We start from the raw sequence: 14,392 nt of genomic DNA, 5'->3' as shown, positions 1-14,392 counted from the left end.
GGTCCGTGGGCGGCGCGAAGTGCGGCGGTTGGCCTATCTGTCGTTCACGGCGCCGGGGCTGCCATGGGGGAAGAGGGCTTGAACTCGCTTTCCTCAAGGCCGATGTAGGCATTTCAGCGCGCACAAGGACCAGCGAGACCCCCATGCATAATCCATTCGAAACCGGCACCTTCACCAACCCCGAGACTGGCGGCCTGGTCCCCATCGTCATTGAACAATCAAATCGCGGCGAACGCAGCTTCGACATTTATTCGCGGCTTTTGCGTGAACGCATCATCTTCGTGACCGGCCAGGTCGAGGATCACATGGCGTCGGTCATCACTGCCCAGCTGCTGTTCCTCGAGTCGGAAAATCCGAAGAAGGACATTTATATGTACATCAACTCGCCGGGCGGTGTCGTCACGGCGGGCATGGCGATTCATGATACGATGCAATATATTCGTCCCCGTGTCGGCACGTTCTGCATCGGTCAGGCAGCATCGATGGGCAGCTTTCTGCTCTCGGCTGGCGAACCCGGCATGCGCGTGGCGCTCACCAATGCGCGGATCATGATACACCAGCCTTCTGGCGGTGCGCAGGGCATGGCGACCGATATCGAGATTCAGGCGCGCGAGATCCTGCGTATTCGGCACAATCTGAACCAGCTATACGCGAAATACACCGGTCAGCCGCTCGACGCGATCGAACTGGCCATGGACCGCGACAAGTTTTTGAGCGCTGATGAGGCCAAGACCTTCGGCCTGATCGACGAAGTGATTGAAAAGCGGCCAATGCCAACCGAAGATGCATCGACGGTAGCCGCCTGACCTGCCCAGATCGTAACGCGATTTTGGTGATTGTACGATTGAAGCGGGGCGGTCTAGTATGATCGCCCCTCGAACGCGCGCGTATTGCGCGAAGGATGGATTGAATGACGAAGCTCAGCGGCGGCGATTCGAAGAGTACGCTCTATTGCTCGTTCTGCGGTAAATCGCAGCATGAGGTACGCAAGCTGATCGCCGGCCCCACGGTGTTCATCTGCGATGAATGCGTGGAACTCTGCAACGACATCATCCGTGAAGAGACCAAATCAGCATTGGTCAGCAAGAAAGATGGCGGCGTGCCGACGCCCCAGGCGATCTGCGATGTGCTCGACGATTATGTCATCGGCCAGAAGCGCGCCAAGCGTGTGCTCTCCGTGGCGGTGCACAACCATTACAAGCGCCTGAACCATGGCCAGAAGGGCGCCGATGTCGAACTGGCTAAGTCGAACATCCTGCTCGTCGGCCCAACCGGCTGCGGCAAGACGTTGCTGGCGCAGACATTGGCGCGCATTCTCGACGTGCCCTTCACCATGGCTGATGCGACCACGCTGACCGAAGCGGGTTATGTCGGTGAGGATGTTGAGAACATCATCCTGAAGCTGCTTCAGGCGTCTGACTACAACGTCGAACGCGCGCAGCGTGGCATCGTCTATATCGACGAGATCGACAAGATCAGCCGCAAGGCCGAAAACCCGTCGATCACGCGCGATGTAAGCGGCGAAGGCGTGCAGCAGGCGCTGCTCAAGCTGATGGAAGGCACCACCGCGAGCGTGCCGCCACAGGGCGGGCGCAAGCATCCGCAGCAGGAGTTCTTGCAGGTCGACACGACGAACATTCTGTTCATCTGCGGCGGCGCTTTTTCGGGCCTCGAAAAGATCATTGGCGATCGCCTGCAGGGCAAGTCGATCGGTTTCGGTGCCTATGTTGCTGCGTCGGAAGAACGGCGCACGGGCGAGGTACTCAAGTCGGTCGAGCCCGAGGATCTCCTCAAATTCGGCCTGATCCCTGAATTTGTCGGCCGCCTGCCGGTGATTGCGACACTGGAAGATCTCGACGTGCCTGCGCTCGTCACGATCCTGACCGAGCCCAAGAATGCGCTGGTGAAGCAGTATCAAAAGCTGTTCGATATGGAATCGGTCCAGCTCGATTTTACCGACGATGCGCTGGTGACGGTCGCCAAAAAGGCGATTGATCGCAAGACCGGTGCGCGCGGACTTCGTTCGATTCTGGAAGGCATCTTGCTCGATACGATGTTCGATCTGCCCGGCATGGACGGCGTTGATGAGGTGATGATCGATAAGGACGTCATCGAGGGCCGCAAGGAACCGATTCGCGTCTATACCAAGAAGGAAAAGGCCGGCGACGCAGCGTGATCGATTGGCGGTCGGTAACCGCGTAGATGCTGCCGGCCGTCCACCTCGCCCGGAACGATCAGCGCCGGATGATTGCCGCGATGCTGTCGCGGGCGTTTTTCGATGATCCGGCGATTGGTTGGATTTTCCCTGATCCGGTGCTGCGATCCAAGCGACTTCCAAAGCTTTTTGCGCTTTTATTCGATTCGGATGCTGACAAGGGCATGCGACTCGTAACCGATCGTGGCGAGGCAGCGACTTTCTGGCGCGCGCCGGGCCAGGTACACACCAGCCTGTTTGAGACATTGCGCTATCTGGTGCCGATGCTGGGGTGTTTCGGATCGGCCATCGGGCGCGGTATGGCCGTGGGCGATGCGATAGATGCACACATGCCCGCGGGCGACTATTGGTATCTGCACATTGCCGGTTGCGATCCCATCCATCAGGGCAAGGGCATTGGCGGTGCGGTGGTGCGGGCTGGCCTGGAACGGGCGGTCGATGGCCGTTTCCCTGCCTATCTCGAAACGCCGCTGGAAAAGAATATCAGCTTTTATCAGGCGATGGGTTTTGCCGTGATTGACGAGTGGACGGTGCCCAAGGGCGGACCACGTTTTTGGTCAATGATGCGGCCCGCCTAAGTGTCGTCAGGGTGACGTGCACTCGAACACGCGAATGTCTCCGCCGCTGGCGCTTTCCCGCCAGGCCGGCCGTGCAGCGACCAGATCGCCGAATTGTGGATTGACGTAGGCGAGCAGGACGGGGCGGGCGCGATCACGCGACTTGGCGACTTCGAGACGTTCGAGGCACCCGGTAAGAATTTCCGCGCCGAACGAGTTGTAAAGATAGCAAAACAGCGGCCCCGCAGGCGGCACATAATCGGCTGCATTGCCCTGCCAGAACTCGGGGGGCACTTTGGCGCCGCCACGTTCGGTAAAGATGATGCTGTTGGTGCGCGCGATCGCCGTCAGCAAGCCCGAATATTCGACACCAATCGCCCGCGCGAACGGCTTGGCCGCGGCGAGCAGAACAACGCGGCCCTTGCCGCAGCCATAATCAATGAAGCTGTACTCTGCAGGATCGATACCGGCGATGCCGATCACCTCATCCAGGATATGTGCGCCGCTTGCCTGATAGTGAAAGCTTCCTTTTTTCAGCTCGGTTGGGAAATCGAGTGCGTTCATGCCGATCTGGCGGCTGGTGTCCGTGCCCCATTGCCGATCGAATGCAGCATCCGCCCGAGCCGCTGCGCGCGCTGCTGGCGTCGCGTTTTTGATGAAGGTGGCGATGGTCTTGAAGCCAGCGGCCGCAAGCTGGGTGGGGGATCGCCCAACCACACCTTGCTTCAGCCGTGCGAAGCGGGACGGAAACGGCGCTGGCCTCATCGACATTGATCAACTCATCGCGGCAGAACAAGAATAGGCCTGTTACTGCAATGGTGGTTGCATTTGCCTTAATCCCGCCGACAGCGGCCCCGTCAAAGCGTCGCTTCGATGGCGCGGGCTGCGAGATCGGGGTCGCTCGCCGCCGTGATCGGTCGACCGATGACGAGGATCGATGCCCCAGCATCAAGCGCGGCACGCGGCGTGACGACCCGCTTTTGATCACCGGCCACGTCATCTGCCGGGCGGACGCCGGGCACGACCAGAAACCCGCGCGGCCACAACCGGTGCACCGCAGCCACTTCAGCGCCGGAACAGACGATGCCATCGACGCCGGCCGTCATTGCCAGCTCGGTTAACCGCATCACCTGATCATGCGGCGTCCCGCCAACCCCGATCGACACCAGGTCTTCGTTGTCCAGGCTCGTCAGCGTCGTGACGGCGACGACTTTGGTGCCGGTGGGGGCAGCGGCCTTGGCGTCTTCGAGCATCGCCCGGCCACCGGCGGCGTGGACCGTCAGGATTGCGGGTTCGAGTCCGGCTAGTGCCTGCACGGCCTTGGCAACGGTGTTCGGGATGTCGTGGAGCTTCAGATCGAGAAAGATCGGCAGGCCGAATTCTGCCATCTCCCGTACGCCTGCGCGACCATTGGCGACGAAAAACTCGAGACCCAGCTTGATCCCGCCAACATGGTGGCGGACCTTTGTTGCCAAAGCGCGCGCGCGATCGAGATCAGGCGTGTCGAGCGCGACATAGATTTTGGTCCTCATCGGGCTACACTCACGTCATGGCTGGCGGGATAGCGGCAGGGGGCAGGGCGGGCGTATCGGGCGCTGGCGTCGATGCGGAAGGTGTCGCTGCCGCCGCAGCACGCAGATCAGCCAGGGCGCGCTCGGCGGCCGACAGCTTCTGGCTCATCCGCCACTTCACCGCATGATGATAGAGCAGCACCGGAAACAACCCGGCAAGAAAGGTCAGGACCAGCAATAGCGGCAGGTTTACCTCGGCAATCAGCCCCGCCCAGAGCCTGATCGGCACCGTCGTCCAGTTCCCGATCGAGAAGACCGCGACCATCACTGCGAGCAGGAACCAGAAGAGCGTTTTCAGAAACTGCATTGGATGCTCCATGCCACCTGCATAGGGTTTAGGACCAAGGCGGCACTTTTGCCAGCCTAGCCAATTTCGGTGCGTAACGATGCGATCAGCGCACCGATTTGAGTCAGCTTGGGCTCCTCTTCGTCGAGAATCGCAAGGAACGCGTCTCGCTTGATCGTGGCAACCCGCCCCGGCTTCATCCGCATCGATGGGGGCAGGGTGGAGATGACGATATCGATCAGACGTTCGGCCCCGTGAAGGCGACCCCAGAGATAATCATTTTCACGATAAGCCCGGCTGAAAAAGGCACCGAAGCTGTTGAACTGAATGCCTTTCAGCGTTGCCTCTGCGCCCCCGGCCCGAATTGAGGTGGCATCATCCGGCGCGATCCGATCGACCTTGATCGCATCGAACTCATCCATGCCTTCGCCCTGCAGCAAGGGGAGCGTGGCAACATCGAAATAGGGAAAGCCGAGATAGGCGAGCAGCATCGGCCGCCGGACTTCGCGCGATGATTGCGCCAGCGCCGCCGACAACCGAACCTCGGTTTCGTCATCAAGCGGCTTGAGGTTGAGCGAGTCGGCGAGGCGGGCGAGGAGAGGGGCTGCATCACTGCGCAGGGCGCGGACATCGCGCTGGAGCGCCAGATGTGTCTCGGTGCGCTTGCACTCGAGATAATCGGCAAGCGATGCATAGACCGCCTCGCGAAGCGGAGCGAGCTGATCTTCGTCGAACCCGCTTTCGACGTCGCTCAGGCGCCGCGCCATCATCCGTAGCCGTCGAATGCGGAATCCGAGATCATAGGAACGCAGGAATGCAATCGTCGCTGCGTTGGTCCCGCCTGCGAAGGTGGGGCCCATGTCATTCATACCCTGCGCCTTCACCGTCGCGGCGATGTGGCGGCGGATCTGATCGAGCCGATCATTCCCCTGTTCGCCACCGACACTGTGAAGCAATTGGGCGATATATTCGATAACACCGGCGAGCTTGAGATGGCCGTAAGCTGCATAGCCATAACCCGCTTTGCTCGCTGCGGCGATCTGGGCACGACGTCGCCACGCCCCCAACCGCGCCACGGTTGGCCGATCGAGGAAAAGCGTATAGCCGAACAATCCTTCGACCTGCTTGTCGACCTCCGGACGGATACCGGCAATGATTTCCGCCATGCGTTCAATGCGATGTGACCGATCGGCGATCGCTTCCAGATTGTCGCGGATCGGCTGTTGGCGGGGAAGCTCGGAAACCGCGCCGATGATCGTCTGGAAAAAGCCCGGCACGCCGCCCTTGCGACCACCGAAGTCCAGCTTTCCGCCCGGATAAGGATCGATATAAACAAAGCGCCGATCAACCTGTCGTCGTGCCGGGCGTTCGCGCAATGCTTCGATGGCGGGGCGGAAAGGCGCGTTGGCGAGCACCGATCCGTCAATCAGCACGGCCTGCTCGGCGCTGTTGGCGGCGAAATGGCGCGGCAGATTGCGTTTCAAAAAGGCCTGGCGCTCGGGCCAGGCGACATCCCGCGCTGACAGTACCTTGTCGATCTCGCCGACGGTGCAGGGTGGAAACGCCCCCGGAAAACTCGATGTGGCACGCGCCGCAAACGTCAATTCACCCGGATGCGCCAGACTGTCGGTCGGGTTGCCGTGATCCGTGAACGAGAAGATCAGCCGATGCTCAGTCTCGATCACCTCTGCCGGCGAATTCAGCGCCAGTCGTTCGGGATGGCCGGCGAAATCGGTGACGGTGACGAACAGGTCGAGCGGTTGATCCTTGGGCAACAAACGTGGTCCCTTGGGCGCCGCTGCCATTGCGTCAAACGCATCGAGCACGAGGTGGCTGAAGCGCTCGCCGCCAAAGGGCGGCTCGAACCAGCGCGAACGGACAAATTTGGAGAGTTTCGTCCGCACTTCGTTACGCGCACCGGCTTCGACGAGAGCATCGATCCGGTCGCCGGACCGGCGCTGCGCCATCCAGGCGATCGGTAGCGCCCAGATTTTTGACATGCCATGTTTGGGCCCCTGCGTCGGATCGATCAGCGCCTCGATATCGGCGCTGTCGAGCCACAAATCGGTCAGCGGTTCGAGCGACTGGCCGGTCGAGATCGCCTGGCCCAGGAAAACGCCGTTGATTCCGCCAGCGCTGGCGCCGGCGATGATATCGACCAGCACGCGCACCCGCAGCCCGTGATCCTGTTCAATTTCCTGCAGCAACGCGCGGTACACGCCCTGGCTGCCGCTGGCAGGGACCCGACCCTCGAGAAACGCGCAGCTGGCGCGGGCGAGCCGCCAGATTTCCTTTGAGATGCCATGCATGTACACGGCCAGACTGATCCCGCCGTAACAGACCAGCGCCAGCCGCAGCTCTTTCTCGCGAATCATCGCACCCCCTCTATCCGCGCCCAGATCGGCAGGTGATCGGACGCCACCTTCGCCAGTTTCCCTGTTTCGACACCACAGGCCGCGATTTTCAGGTCGCGTGATACCATGATCCGGTCGAGCCGCGCCACAGGCCGGCGCGCGTGGAAGCTAGGGCCCGTCTCTGCAATTCGGTAATGGCGGGCGAACTCGTGGAGGCAGCCTGTCGTGGCGCTCCATTCATTGAGGTCGCCCATCAGGATCGTGGGCAATGGCTGCGGGCGGGAGGTGATCTGGGCGATGATCGCCTGGGCCTGGCGCGTTCGGCGCAGGCCGGAAAGGTCAAGATGCATGCCAACGATCCGCAACTGCTGGCCGTGCCGCGTCCGCACATCGGCCATGATCGCGCCGCGCGGTTCGAGCGAGGGGAGGGGAATGGCGGTCTGATCGACCACAGTCATGTCCTTGCGCAGCAACATTAGGTTGCCATGCCAACCCATGCTTGCCGGCCGCGCACCGAAGGTAACGGGTGCCCAGCCGAACCGGTCGAGCAGCGTTCTAGAAAGCACCGCAGCGCGTTTGCCGAACCGCTGATCGGCCTCCTGGAGTGTCACGATGTCGGCATCGATTCCGGCAAGCACCTGCAAAATGCGCTCGGGCATGGCTTGGCGATCGGTGCCGATGCCTTTGTGCATATTGTAACTGGCAACCGTTATCATCGCCGCACTATCAAGCGCGGGGCTCCGCCTGCCAAGCGGATAGCGTGCGCGTCGGTATTTTTGCGGTGGGGGTGGTGCCGGTTGCAGGAATCGAACCCGCGACCTTCGGTTTACAAAACCGCTGCTCTACCAGCTGAGCTAAACCGGCATTTCGACTGATCGACACGCCTCATGCGTCAGACGACGCCGAAGGTCCAGCCCTCGGTACGGGCAATTTCGGGTTTCAGCGGTGTCGGGTTCCAGAGGGCGATGTCATTCGCGCGCGCGCGCAGCCACGCGGCGGTCAGGATCGCATCGGTAGCGTGATCGTCATAGCGATCGAGCCGATCATGTGGGCGGCTGCCGATCGCGGGGTGCGTAAGTGCCGCGTCAAGAGCCGCGGGGCCGCGCATTTTGCTGATCCCCTTGCGCAAACCGGCTGCCCGCGCGGCAATGGTCGTGTAAATTTCCACCACCAGCGCGCCGGCGGGCGGTACCGGATCGATCGGCCAAACCGGCACGTCCCGCCCTAGCTGATGCAGCAGGCGCATGCCCGCAAAACTCGCCTTGGCGACCTGTGCTGCGCCGATCGCATCATATACCGTCGAAGGTTTGCCGCCGCCGCTCGCGTTGAAGTGCGCCTCGCACCGGCGAAAATGCATGAAATCCGCCTTGGGGCCGTCGGCGGCACCAAGGTAGAAATGCCGACCGCGGCGGCTGTGCAGGAATGATGCTGCGCCAAGATCATCATCGTCGCATGCCGCATCGACATAGGCCCAGAAGGGGCGGGCAGTGTCGGGGGTCGGCTCACCGGGCAAATAGGCGCGGCGTTCGATGAACGGCGGCGCAAAGCTGAAATCGAAACCGACCAGCAGGCGTTCGCCGGCCTGTGTCCGCAGCCAATTGAGGATTGCCGTCCGCGACCAGACGCCGTTGGGTGGCTCGATCAGCCGGGGCGCGGCATCACCGGCCTCGCACATGGCGAGTGTAATACCCCGATGGCGGCTGCCCTTGGCGCCTGACCAGTCGATGGCCGCAAATCGATCGAACGACCTCACTTTTTCTTGCGCGGACGGGCCATAGGTCGCGCCGCTGCCTGATCGCGGGCGCGCTCGATCATGGCCCTTACCCTGTCTGGGTCAGTGCTGTCGTAGCGGACGAGCAGCGCGGGCCAGCCTTGATAATGCGGTGTTTCCCAATAGGTATCGGGATCGGTTTCGATCAGCAGTGCCTTGGTATCTTCGTCGATCTGCAGCACGAACGATCCGTCCTCGCGGCTGGGCGAAAGAAAGGCGCGTTCATTGGCGATCACCTTTACCGCCGGCTTGCCGTAATAGGGTGCAACATGTGTACCGGGGAGCGAGAGCGCATAGGCGACCAGCGCGTCCCAATCGCCAATCGGCGTCGTCATTGCACGGCCGACAGCACATCGGCCGTGAATTTGGCGATGTCGAAACTCCCCGGATCTTCGCCGCGCCGGACGATCACGATGCCGCGACTGGGGACGATCACCACGAACTGCCCGCGATTGCCGTTTGCCGAATAGGTATCGGCAGGAACCCCGGGGGACTTGTTCATCAGCCAGAAGGTTGCGCCATAGCCGAAGTCGCCGGGCGGCTGCGGGCCGCTGGGGGTGGTAACATATTTCACCCAGCCGGTGGGCAGCAGTCGTTCACCGTTCCAGACGCCGTCGTTCAGGTAAAACTGACCAAAGCGCGCCAGATCCCGCGCCGTCGTCCAAACCCGGCTCGACAGGATGTAATCACCGCGCAGATCGGCCTCGGCAAAGCTGTGGCGCATCCCGAGCTTGGCAAAGAGGGCGGTGTGCGGGAAAAACTTGTAGCGCGCCTCGCCAAGGCCTGTGCGGATCGAAAGCGTTGCCAGCAGGATATCGTTATTGGCATAACGGAAGCGCGTGCCGGGCTTGGCCTCGAGCGGCCATTGCGCGACATTTTCCTGCACGCCGGTGCCACCAAAATAGATCGCATCGGTGCGGTTGCCCGCCGTGTCGCTGTGCAAGCCGCTGGCCATCCGCAACAGATTGTCGAGCGTGATCGTGCGGCGCGGATCGCGCGGATCGGCCCAGGCCGCAATGGCGACCGGCTGATCGACCCTCACCGCGCCCGCCAACACCGCCATGCCGGCCAGCGTCCCCGTCATACTCTTGGCGACTGACCAGGTGCGTTGCGCCGTGAAGGGACCGAAGCCGGGGGCATATTGTTCGGCGATAATCTGATTGGCCTTGACCACAACCACGCCGGTCGTCTTCGTTCCCCTGCCATAGGCCATTGGATCAAAAGCGCGCGCAACGGGCTCGAGCGGCAGGAGCGCCGTGTTGGGCAGGGCATCGCCGCGCGGCCACATGCCTGGGGCAGGGCCAGCCGGACCGGGGGTGCCGCTGGCGGGCGCCGGCACGGCCTGAACCGGGGTGCCGATCGGCAGGGTGGTGCACCCGGTCCGCGCCGACCAGATCGCGATGCGGGGCGGCAGATCAGCGGCGAAGGGCACCGACACGGCACGGCTGCGCTGGTCGATCGTGGCGGTAAGGGTGGGGACGATCGCAGCATATTCGGGATAGATACCGGCGAGCTCGTCGGCTGCGATCTGCGCCTCGTTCCGTCCCGCGACGAAGACCGCCCCACAGGTGATCGTCGCCTTGTACCCGGCGGCCAGCGCCAGGTCATAGGCCGATGGTTGGCGTGCCACCTGCGCGCTCGCCGGGAGCGCCATTACCGCCAGTGCGATGCCCAGAACGTTAGTCGTCAGCCGCATGTTTCAACCCCTCCCAATAGGCGATGCGTTCGGCGATACGCTTTTCAAAACCGCGATCGGTTGGCCGGTAGAAAATCTGCGCCCCCATCTCCGCCGGCCAGTAATTCGCCCCCGAAAACCCCGTATCGACATCGTGATCATAAGCGTAGCCCTTGCCATAGCCGATATCCTTCATCAGCCTGGTCGGCGCATTCAGGATATTCTGCGGTGGCATCAGCGACCCGGTGTCGCGGGCCGATTTCCAAGCTGCCTTTTGCGCCTTGTACGTGGCATTCGATTTCGGTGCCGTTGCGCAATAGAGGCATGCCTGCGCGATAGCGAGCTCCCCCTCGGGCGAGCCGAGGAAATCATAGGCATCCTTGGCAGCGAGGCACTGAACCAGCGCCTGCGGATCAGCAAGGCCGATATCCTCGCTCGCAAACCGGGTGATCCGGCGGAGCACGTAGAGCGGCTCTTCGCCCGCCGTCAGCATCCGGGCGAGATAATAAAGCGCTGCTTGCGCATCGGAACCGCGCATCGATTTGTGGAGCGCCGAAATGAGGTTGTAATGCCCCTCGCGATCCTTGTCATACACCGGCATGCGTCGCTGGAGGAACGCTGACAGGGCGGCGGGATCGAGCGGTTCGGGCAAATCGACGGCGAACAACGTCTCAGCCTGATTGAGCAGAAACCGCCCGTCGCCATCCGCCCCCGCGATCAGCGCTGTCCGGGCGTCAGGCGTCAACGGCAGCAAGCGTTGCTCGAGCGCTGCAGCGCGATCGAGAAGCTGTCCAAGGGCCGCCTCGTCCAGCCGATTGAGCACCAGCACCTGCGCGCGGCTGAGCAAGGCGGCGTTGAGCTCGAATGACGGGTTCTCCGTCGTCGCGCCGACCAGAATGACGGTGCCGTCCTCGACATAGGGCAGGAAACCATCCTGCTGGGCGCGGTTGAATCGGTGGATTTCATCCACGAACAACAAGGTGCGCTTGCCGATCCGAGCGTGATCGCGCGCCTCGGCAAAGATTTTCTTCAGGTCTGCCACGCCCGAAAACACCGCCGAGATGACCGCGAAACGCAGGTCGACGGCTTCGGCGAGCAAACGCGCAATCGTCGTTTTGCCGGTGCCGGGCGGTCCCCAGAGGATGATCGAAGAGAGTCGGCCTGCTGCGACCATCCGCCCGATCGCGCCCTCAGGGCCGGTGAGGTGATCCTGCCCCACCACTTCGGCAAGCTTTGCCGGGCGCAGTCGGTCCGCCAGCGGTGCACTGGTTGGTGTGGCGGGGGCGGGTTGATCGGTGGGGGGAAACAGGTCGGCCATGCGCCCAAGATAAGCGCGTTGAATTTTATTGCAGCACCTCTTGTATCGTGACGCTCAAGATATATCTTCAACCCATCATAGACACTCAAGAGGATAATAGAATGTTTCATGCTTACGGAAACCGCCATTGCGGTCCGCGCGGATCACGCCGTTGGGGGCCATTTGCGGTCACCTGGGAAGTCGACGCTGCCGACATGGCTGGGCGGGGTCGCGGTCGGCGAGGCCGGATGTTCGACGGCAGCGAGCTGCGGCTCGTGCTGCTCAAGCTGATCGCCGATCAGCCTCGTCACGGCTACGACCTGATCCGCGAGATCGAGGAGCTGACTGGCGGGGCCTATGCGCCGAGCCCGGGCGTCGTTTACCCTACGATCACGTTGCTGGACGATATGGGGCTGATCGAGGAGCAAAAGGCAGAAGGCGCCAAGAAGCAATTCGCGGTGACGGAGGCGGGGACGGCTCATTTGGTTGAGCGGGCCGAGGAGGTCGCTGCCCTTTTCGCGCGGCTGGCTGAATTGGGCGAAGAACGCCAGCGGACCGACAGCGCGTCTGTAAGGCGCGCCATGGGGAACCTCCGCTCCGTGCTGATGCACCGGTTCAGCCGGGGAGATGTCGACAACGCGACCCTGCACCAGATCGTCGCGTTGATCGACGAAACGGCGCAGAAGATCGAGCGGCTGGATTGATCAAGCGCGTGGCGGTGCGGGTTATCCCGCCCGCCGCGCCATCACCTCGAGATATTTGTCGAGCACCTTCTGGTTGATCGCGTCCCAGCCATAGGCGGCACTGCGCGCTTCGCCCGCCAGCCCATCATTATCGGCGAGGTCCCGGTCCTCGGCATAGGCCTGGAGCGCATCGGCATAGCCGGCGATGTCAGTCGGTTCGACGAGCCTGCCGGTAACGCCGTGTTCGACCAGGCTTGAGCTGCCGGTAGCGATGGCCGCGACCACGGGGACGGCGCAGGCCATTGCCTCCAGCGTCACGTTGCCGAAGGTCTCGGTGACGCTGGGATTGAACAAAACATCCATCGAAGCGACGGCCCGGCCCAGATCGGCGCCTGCTTGAAACCCGGCGAAAACTGCATCGGGCACGCGTTCGGCGAACCACTCGCGCGCTGGCCCTTCGCCGACCACGAGCACCCGGTGCGCTACGCCGCGTCGCTCGAGTTCGGCGATGACCGCGGCGAATACATCAAGCCCCTTTTCGAGCACCAAGCGCCCGAGGAAACCGATCGCAACCCGATCGTCCCTGATCCCCAGTTCGCGGCGCCAGATCGTGCTGCGTGCGGCAGGGGTGAAGATCGTCCGGTCGATGCCGCGCGACCAGATGCCGATATCATCATTCATTCGCTGATCGCGCAGCAGATCGGCCATCGATTGCGAGGGTGGCATGATCGCGTCGCAGCGCCGGTAGAAACGCCGCAACAGCGCCACCGCGCCCGGCTCCAGAAAACCAAGGCCGTAATAGGCCAGATACGTCTCGAACCGGGTGTGCACCGAAGCGACCACCGGAATGCCCTTGCCGCGCGCATAGCTGACCGCGCGGTGGCCGAGGATGTCGGGGGCCGAGACGTGCACCATGTTGGGTGCGAACGCATCGAGATCGCGCCGTACCTTTACGGGCAATCCCCGCGCGACTCGGTATTCCTTGCGTGTTGGTATCGCGAACGCGGGTACATCGACCAGATCGCCGGTGGGCGGAAACGCAGGGTTGGGGATGGTCGGCGAATAGACCCGGACCTTGCACCCTTGCGCCAGCAAATGCCCGACCAGCCGGTTCAGCGCCTGGTTCGCGCCGTCACGGACATAGTTATAATTGCCGCTGAACAGGGCAATGCGGAGATCGGTCGCTTTCATCGCGGCGAGCCATAGCGCGCGCGGCTCGGCATGACTATCTCCCGCGCAACCCCGCCCGTTACAGGAACTGTCTCATGGCTGATCTGTCCGCTTTCCCGATCACCGCCCGCTGGCCTGCCGCACAAAAGGATCGGCTCCAGCTTTACGCGATGCCGACGCCCAATGGCGTGAAAGTGTCGATCATGCTCGAGGAAGTGGGCCTGCCTTATGAGCCGCACTTCATCGACATCATGGCGGGTGAAAGCCAGTCCGACGCCTTTCGATCGCTCAACCCCAATGGCAAGATTCCCGCGATCCTCGATCCCGATGGGCCGGGTGGTGCACCGATCGCGCTGTTCGAAAGCGGCGCGATCCTGATTTATCTCGCCGAGAAAATGGGGCGTTTGCTGCCCGAAGACCCGATCGCGCGCTATCAGACGATCCAGTGGGTGATGTTCCAGATGGGCGGCCTTGGCCCGATGACCGGGCAGATGGGCTTCTTCACCAAATTCGCGGGCAAAGACTGGGAAGACAAACGCCCCCGCGACCGCTTCGTCACCGAGGTAAGGCGCATACTCGGCGTGATGGACGGCGTGCTGGCCGACCGCGAATGGTTCATGGGGGAGGATTATACGATCGCTGATGTGTCGATGATCGGCTGGGTGAACGCGATCCCGAATTTCTATGGGGTGTCTGATCTGGTTGGCTTCGACGGCTTCACCAATGTGAACGCGTGGCTGGAACGCGCACTCGCAAGGCCTGCGGTGCAGCGCGGGTTGGGGATTCCGGCGCGGGGGTGACCTGAGCATACGC

15 protein-coding genes and 1 tRNA gene are annotated in these 14,392 nt (G+C 62.4%); 5 read left to right on the top strand and 11 right to left on the bottom strand.

Annotation, left to right across the window (positions count from 1 at the left end):
- The first annotated feature begins 143 nt into the window (after positions 1–143).
- The 3 genes from clpP (at position 144) to B7Y49_RS01440 (ending at position 2,793) form a co-directional block, all read left to right on the top strand.
- The gene (gene clpP / locus B7Y49_RS01450; RefSeq protein WP_374125777.1) at positions 144–806 is read left to right on the top strand and encodes an ATP-dependent Clp protease proteolytic subunit; all 663 of its coding nucleotides are present in this window, start codon (positions 144–146) and stop codon (positions 804–806) included.
- A gap of 104 nt (positions 807–910) precedes the next feature.
- Positions 911–2,176, top strand: coding sequence for an ATP-dependent Clp protease ATP-binding subunit ClpX (clpX, locus tag B7Y49_RS01445; protein WP_374125776.1), 1,266 nt, complete (start codon positions 911–913; stop codon positions 2,174–2,176).
- Positions 2,177–2,202: 26 nt separating this feature from the next.
- Positions 2,203–2,793, top strand: a complete 591-nt coding sequence (locus B7Y49_RS01440) for a GNAT family N-acetyltransferase (RefSeq protein WP_374125775.1) — start codon at positions 2,203–2,205, stop codon at positions 2,791–2,793.
- A 6-nt stretch (positions 2,794–2,799) separates the two neighbouring features.
- On the opposite strand, the gene B7Y49_RS01435 is transcribed toward B7Y49_RS01440, so the two are convergent.
- The 10 genes from B7Y49_RS01435 to B7Y49_RS01390 all read right to left on the bottom strand — a co-directional run bounded on the left by B7Y49_RS01435 (position 2,800) and on the right by B7Y49_RS01390 (position 11,747).
- Complete coding sequence (locus tag B7Y49_RS01435; protein WP_374125774.1) at positions 2,800–3,543, bottom strand: class I SAM-dependent methyltransferase; 744 nt, start codon at positions 3,541–3,543, stop codon at positions 2,800–2,802.
- An 86-nt stretch (positions 3,544–3,629) separates the two neighbouring features.
- Positions 3,630–4,304, bottom strand: coding sequence for an orotidine-5'-phosphate decarboxylase (gene pyrF, locus B7Y49_RS01430; protein WP_374125773.1), 675 nt, complete (start codon positions 4,302–4,304; stop codon positions 3,630–3,632).
- Between the two features lie 10 nt (positions 4,305–4,314).
- On the bottom strand, positions 4,315–4,650 hold the full coding sequence (locus B7Y49_RS01425; protein WP_374125772.1) for a hypothetical protein: 336 nt from the start codon (positions 4,648–4,650) through the stop codon (positions 4,315–4,317).
- Between the two features lie 56 nt (positions 4,651–4,706).
- Positions 4,707–7,004, bottom strand: a complete 2,298-nt coding sequence (locus B7Y49_RS01420; protein ID WP_374125771.1) for a patatin-like protein — start codon at positions 7,002–7,004, stop codon at positions 4,707–4,709.
- Entirely contained in the window at positions 7,001–7,675 is a 675-nt protein-coding gene (locus B7Y49_RS01415; protein ID WP_374125770.1) for an endonuclease/exonuclease/phosphatase family protein, read from the bottom strand. Before B7Y49_RS01415 ends, B7Y49_RS01420 begins: the two co-directional genes overlap by 4 nt.
- 96 nt (positions 7,676–7,771) lie before the next feature.
- Positions 7,772–7,847, bottom strand: a tRNA-Thr gene (locus B7Y49_RS01410).
- A gap of 28 nt (positions 7,848–7,875) precedes the next feature.
- Complete coding sequence (locus B7Y49_RS01405) at positions 7,876–8,736, bottom strand: hypothetical protein (RefSeq protein WP_374125769.1); 861 nt, start codon at positions 8,734–8,736, stop codon at positions 7,876–7,878.
- Positions 8,733–9,089 (bottom strand): hypothetical protein, encoded by a 357-nt coding sequence (locus B7Y49_RS01400; protein WP_374125768.1) that lies wholly within the window; start codon positions 9,087–9,089, stop codon positions 8,733–8,735. Before B7Y49_RS01400 ends, B7Y49_RS01405 begins: the two co-directional genes overlap by 4 nt.
- Complete coding sequence (locus tag B7Y49_RS01395) at positions 9,086–10,450, bottom strand: serine hydrolase (protein WP_374125767.1); 1,365 nt, start codon at positions 10,448–10,450, stop codon at positions 9,086–9,088. The genes B7Y49_RS01400 and B7Y49_RS01395 overlap by 4 nt, the downstream gene beginning before the upstream one ends.
- On the bottom strand, positions 10,434–11,747 hold the full coding sequence (locus B7Y49_RS01390; RefSeq protein ID WP_374125766.1) for a replication-associated recombination protein A: 1,314 nt from the start codon (positions 11,745–11,747) through the stop codon (positions 10,434–10,436). Before B7Y49_RS01390 ends, B7Y49_RS01395 begins: the two co-directional genes overlap by 17 nt.
- A 101-nt stretch (positions 11,748–11,848) precedes the next feature.
- Here B7Y49_RS01390 and B7Y49_RS01385 point away from each other — a divergent pair, with 101 nt between their 5' ends.
- On the top strand, positions 11,849–12,430 hold the full coding sequence (locus B7Y49_RS01385; RefSeq protein ID WP_374125765.1) for a PadR family transcriptional regulator: 582 nt from the start codon (positions 11,849–11,851) through the stop codon (positions 12,428–12,430).
- A 21-nt stretch (positions 12,431–12,451) separates the two neighbouring features.
- On the opposite strand, the gene B7Y49_RS01380 is transcribed toward B7Y49_RS01385, so the two are convergent.
- Positions 12,452–13,600 (bottom strand): glycosyltransferase family 1 protein, encoded by a 1,149-nt coding sequence (locus tag B7Y49_RS01380; protein ID WP_374125764.1) that lies wholly within the window; start codon positions 13,598–13,600, stop codon positions 12,452–12,454.
- Positions 13,601–13,674: 74 nt separating this feature from the next.
- Here B7Y49_RS01380 and B7Y49_RS01375 point away from each other — a divergent pair, with 74 nt between their 5' ends.
- A complete protein-coding gene (locus B7Y49_RS01375) occupies positions 13,675–14,379 on the top strand; it encodes a glutathione S-transferase family protein (RefSeq protein WP_374125763.1) in 705 nt (234 codons plus the stop codon).
- Positions 14,380–14,392: the final 13 nt, after the last annotated feature.

Source organism: Sphingomonas sp. 28-62-11 (assembly GCF_002278865.1).
GTDB lineage: Bacteria > Pseudomonadota > Alphaproteobacteria > Sphingomonadales > Sphingomonadaceae > Sphingomonas.
This window is presented reverse-complemented; position numbering and strand designations above follow the sequence as displayed.

Bases quoted from the DNA above. Each gene is read 5' to 3' on its own strand.
- B7Y49_RS01385 (WP_374125765.1), top strand. From the start codon at position 11,849: ATGTTTCATGCTTACGGAAACCGCCATTGCGGTCCGCGCGGATCACGC.
- B7Y49_RS01420 (WP_374125771.1), bottom strand. From the start codon at position 7,004: ATGATTCGCGAGAAAGAGCTGCGGCTGGCGCTGGTCTGTTACGGCGGG.
- B7Y49_RS01435 (WP_374125774.1), bottom strand. From the start codon at position 3,543: ATGTCGATGAGGCCAGCGCCGTTTCCGTCCCGCTTCGCACGGCTGAAG.
- B7Y49_RS01400 (WP_374125768.1), bottom strand. From the start codon at position 9,089: ATGACGACGCCGATTGGCGATTGGGACGCGCTGGTCGCCTATGCGCTC.
- clpX (WP_374125776.1), top strand. From the start codon at position 911: ATGACGAAGCTCAGCGGCGGCGATTCGAAGAGTACGCTCTATTGCTCG.
- B7Y49_RS01390 (WP_374125766.1), bottom strand. From the start codon at position 11,747: ATGGCCGACCTGTTTCCCCCCACCGATCAACCCGCCCCCGCCACACCA.
- pyrF (WP_374125773.1), bottom strand. From the start codon at position 4,304: ATGAGGACCAAAATCTATGTCGCGCTCGACACGCCTGATCTCGATCGC.
- B7Y49_RS01415 (WP_374125770.1), bottom strand. From the start codon at position 7,675: ATGCACAAAGGCATCGGCACCGATCGCCAAGCCATGCCCGAGCGCATT.
- B7Y49_RS01395 (WP_374125767.1), bottom strand. From the start codon at position 10,450: ATGCGGCTGACGACTAACGTTCTGGGCATCGCACTGGCGGTAATGGCG.
- B7Y49_RS01440 (WP_374125775.1), top strand. From the start codon at position 2,203: ATGCTGCCGGCCGTCCACCTCGCCCGGAACGATCAGCGCCGGATGATT.
- clpP (WP_374125777.1), top strand. From the start codon at position 144: ATGCATAATCCATTCGAAACCGGCACCTTCACCAACCCCGAGACTGGC.
- B7Y49_RS01375 (WP_374125763.1), top strand. From the start codon at position 13,675: ATGGCTGATCTGTCCGCTTTCCCGATCACCGCCCGCTGGCCTGCCGCA.
- B7Y49_RS01425 (WP_374125772.1), bottom strand. From the start codon at position 4,650: ATGCAGTTTCTGAAAACGCTCTTCTGGTTCCTGCTCGCAGTGATGGTC.
- B7Y49_RS01380 (WP_374125764.1), bottom strand. From the start codon at position 13,600: ATGAAAGCGACCGATCTCCGCATTGCCCTGTTCAGCGGCAATTATAAC.